A 3,782-nucleotide genomic window follows, 5' to 3' on the forward strand; every position below is an offset into this window, starting at 1 on the left:
GAGATGCGTATAAGAGACAGCCACCGCCACCGCCCGAGTTGTGGCAGATGCCGCCACCACCGCCATTGGTGACGTTGCCCTGGCCCGTCGTTCCGGCCGGAGGAGGGAACGTGTCGAGCGTGGGAGCGTAGGCGGCGGGCACCAGGCCTTCGCCCTTCATGGCACCAGACGGCCACGCCGCGTCGAGCCCCGTGCACCCGTCCCCATCACCGTTCACGAAGATGCCACCACGGAAGCCCCGGCCCGTGGCGGAGATGGTGCCCTGGTTGTTCACGGCCCCCGTCGCCAGGAAGGCCAGCACACCGCCCGTGGTCCCGTCCCAGGCCCGGGCAACGAGGCTGCCGCCACCGTTGATGGTCACCGTCGAGTATTCACGCACCAGCACCGCCTGGGCCCCGGTGGCCGCGAAGGCCACCGTGAGCGGCTGGGTGAGGGTGAGCCGGGTCGCGGTGAGGGCCTGGACGCGCGCCATCTGCCAGCGGCCCATCGTGTTGCCCGACATGTCGATGGGCGTCTGGCTGCCCGACGCGGGCCTCGGCGAGAGACCGGAGCTCTGAATCACCATCACCAGGTCGCCGATGGCGAAGCCCGTCGTGGACGCCACGGTGACGAAGTTCTGTCCCGCCGGCACCGCCGCGCTCACCCGCGTGTAGACGTTGACGACGGTGTTGGCGGCGTTGACGGTCAGCGCGCCGTCCTGGACGTTGCCCAGGCCGAAGGTGTCGGGCTCGGCGTGCGCGATGGGAGCCGCCAGCGCGACGCACAGGAGCGCCAGCAGGCCAGCGGCAGGCAGGCGGGCACGTATGCGCCGCGCCTGAGACTGCGGCGAAGGGGTGTGGGTGTTGTCGTTCATGAGGGCGGTGCCGCGCGGGTGGGATGGGGCCCACGGGTCAACCGCCGCACATAGCAATCCCGAAGCCAGCCTCCGTCCACTTCGCAACCACCGCGGTTCAGAGGGGGTTGGTGACGCGCTCCCCTCCTTCCCAGAGGGCGGAATCCGAATCACGGATCCGGATTCTGGAAACCGGATAGCTTGACGCCCCAACGGCACGCAGCGAGTCCGCGCCTGACGCGTCATCCAGAGACGCGGCCGCGTCCTGACACGTCCATCCGCGACGCAAGAACCGCGTGACGCGCCCGGCCAGAACGCAAGAAGGGGCCCCCCTTTCGGAGAGCCCCTCCTCGGACAGCCAGCGAGCATCAGCCCGTCAGAAGATTTCCTCGAGCCACTCGCGCATCCGGCCCTTCACCTTCTTGTACACGTTCTCCTCGCGGATGCGGAACATGCGCCGGTCCAGGTGCTTGGCGCCGTAGACGACGAGGCCCACGCCGGTGGCGTACATGGGGCTCTTCACCACGTCCACCAGCCCGCCGATGCCGCGCGGCATGCCCCGGCGCACCGGCAGCCCGAGCACCTCCTCGGCCAGCTCCGGCATGCCGGCGAGCAGCGTGGAGCCACCCGTAATCACCACGCCCGAGGCCAGCAGGTCCTCGTAGCCGCACTTCTGGATTTCGCGGTGCACGAGCTGGAAGATCTCCTCCACCCGCGGCTCCAGAATCTCGCTGAGAATCTGCCGCCCCAGCACGCGCGGCTGGCGGCCGCCCACGCTCGGCACCTCAATCGTCTCGTCCTTGTTGATGAGGGACGCGAGCGCGCAGCCGTACTTCTGCTTGATGCGCTCGGCCTCGTGCGCCGGCGTGCGCAGGCCGATGGCGATGTCGCTGGTGAGGTTGTTGCCGCCCAGCGCGATGACGGCCGTGTGGACGATGGAGCCGCCGGAGAAGATGGCGATGTCCGTGGTGCCGCCGCCGATGTCGACGAGGCACACGCCCAGCTCCTTCTCGTCCTCGCCCAGCACCGCCTCGGCGCTCGCCAGCGGCTGCAGGACGATGTCCGAGACATTCAGCCCCGTGCGGTTGGCGCACTTGACGATGTTCTGCGCGCTCGAGACGGCCCCGGTGACGATGTGCACCTTGGCCTCCAGGCGCACGCCCGCCATGCCCAGCGGCTCCTTGATGCCGCCCTGGTCGTCGATGATGAACTCCTGGGGCAGGACGTGGATGACCTCCCGGTCCAGGGGAATCGCCACCGCCTTCGCCGCGTCGATGACGCGCGCGATGTCCGCCTCGCGGACCTCCTTGTCCTTCACCGCGACGATGCCCTGGGAGTTGAACCCCTTGATGTGGCCGCCGGCGATACCGGTGTAGACGTGAGAGATTTCGGCCCCAGCCATCAGCTCCGCTTCCTCGACGGCGCGGCGGATGGAGGACACCGTGGCCTCGATGTTGACCACCACGCCCTTGCGCAACCCCTTCGACGGATGCGTACCGATGCCGATGATGTCGATCCCGCTATCGGTCAGCTCTCCGACGATGGCGCAGATCTTCGTCGTGCCGATGTCGAGGCCGACAATGATCTCCCCCGACTTCTGCTTCGCCATGACAACCCTCCCAGGCCCCCCACTCTCGTGAAAGGGGCATCCTCTTACCGCGTCGAGGTCCCGTTCCTCTCGGAGACAGGACTCGAAAGCTTCACCGCCACCCAACCGGGCCGCGCCCGGTTATCCAGGTGAATGATCTCCGCTGCAAGTCCCCTCGCACCCAGCTCGCGCCGAACACGGGCCAAACGTTGCAACTTGACCTCTGAATCTCCTTCGCCCAGGCGCACTTCCTGGCCGGACGCCGTCACCAGCGCCAGCCCCTGCGCCTCGACGCGGACCTCGGACAGGCGCTCGGTCTTGTCGGGAGACAGCGCCGCGTAGGCGCTCGCCACCTCCAACGCCGAGCGGATGCGCTCGCGCGCCACCGCCGGGTCCGTCACGTAACCTTCCCTGTCAAGCCCCGTGACGAGCGGCAAATCCAGCCCGTCTCCCGGCGTCACCCGCTTGAAGGGCTCGCCCTCCTCGTCGACGACGTAGAGGTCGCCCAGCACCGCCATGGCGACGGGGACGTGCTCGGTCACCTCCACCGACACGCGGTTGGGGAAGCGGCGCGTCACCTCAATCGTCTTCACCCAGGGGTGCTGAGACATGGCGCGCTCCAGCGCGGGCACGTCCAGGCGCCAGAGGTTCTGCCCCTTCGTCAGCGCGGCCAGCCGCAGCAGCTCCACGCGGGAGGCGCGCTGGAGGCCGGAGAAGGACACCGCCGCCAGGTCGAAGCGGGGCGACGTCAGCGCCCAGCGCCGCGTCTCCACCCCACCCCACACCAGGAGGCCCGTGACGAGCGTCAACGCGAGCGCCTTCACCAGGCCGGGTCCGTGCGTGCGCACGGCGCCCTTCACCGCCTCTTTCTGCTGGGCGGCATCCTGACGGCGGCGATTTCGCGTTCTACCAAAGGCCATGGGTCGGGGACGGTCGCACGCATGCTGCGCGCGGATGGATCTCCACGCCAGTTTTTGGCTACAGGTACGTCGCTGTAGCGGACCGGCGGCGGTGGGCGGACCTGGGGGCTTCGGTGATTTTCGGCGGGACCGGACGCGAAGTTGCGTCCGGCCGGTAAAAAACTTCGCTCAGGCCTTGAGGCTCGCGCCTTGCAGCAGGCGCTCGCACAGGGTCGGGAAGTCGATGCCGCGGCCAGCGGCAATCTTGGGCAGGAGGCTGGTGGCCGTCATGCCCGGCAGCGTGTTGATCTCCAGGAGGAACACCTCGCCGCTCTCGGTGACGATGACGTCCGAGCGGGAGCCGCCGCTGCAGCCCAGGGCCTTGTGCGCGCCCAGGCACACCTCGTTCACCCGGGCATACTGCTCGGGCTGTCTCTTATACACATTTCCGAGCCCACGAGAC

General features: G+C 68.6%; 2 protein-coding genes and 2 pseudogenes. All 4 read right to left on the bottom strand.

Going from position 1 to position 3,782, the window contains the following annotated elements; genetic code table 11:
* Positions 1-853, bottom strand: a pseudogene (locus HG543_RS52235) (adventurous gliding motility protein AgmC); the annotation flags it as partial.
* A 355-nt stretch (positions 854-1,208) separates the two neighbouring features.
* The gene (ftsA, locus tag HG543_RS52240; RefSeq protein WP_169352456.1) at positions 1,209-2,441 is read right to left on the bottom strand and encodes a cell division protein FtsA; all 1,233 of its coding nucleotides are present in this window, start codon (positions 2,439-2,441) and stop codon (positions 1,209-1,211) included.
* Between the two features lie 44 nt (positions 2,442-2,485).
* On the bottom strand, positions 2,486-3,340 hold the full coding sequence (locus tag HG543_RS52245; RefSeq protein WP_169352457.1) for a cell division protein FtsQ/DivIB: 855 nt from the start codon (positions 3,338-3,340) through the stop codon (positions 2,486-2,488).
* A gap of 168 nt (positions 3,341-3,508) precedes the next feature.
* Positions 3,509-3,782, bottom strand: a pseudogene (locus HG543_RS52250) (D-alanine--D-alanine ligase); the annotation flags it as partial.

The organism is Pyxidicoccus fallax (assembly GCF_012933655.1).
Lineage (GTDB): Bacteria > Myxococcota > Myxococcia > Myxococcales > Myxococcaceae > Myxococcus > Myxococcus fallax.

Bases quoted from the DNA above. Each gene is read 5' to 3' on its own strand.
- ftsA (WP_169352456.1), bottom strand. From the start codon at position 2,441: ATGGCGAAGCAGAAGTCGGGGGAGATCATTGTCGGCCTCGACATCGGC.
- HG543_RS52245 (WP_169352457.1), bottom strand. From the start codon at position 3,340: ATGGCCTTTGGTAGAACGCGAAATCGCCGCCGTCAGGATGCCGCCCAG.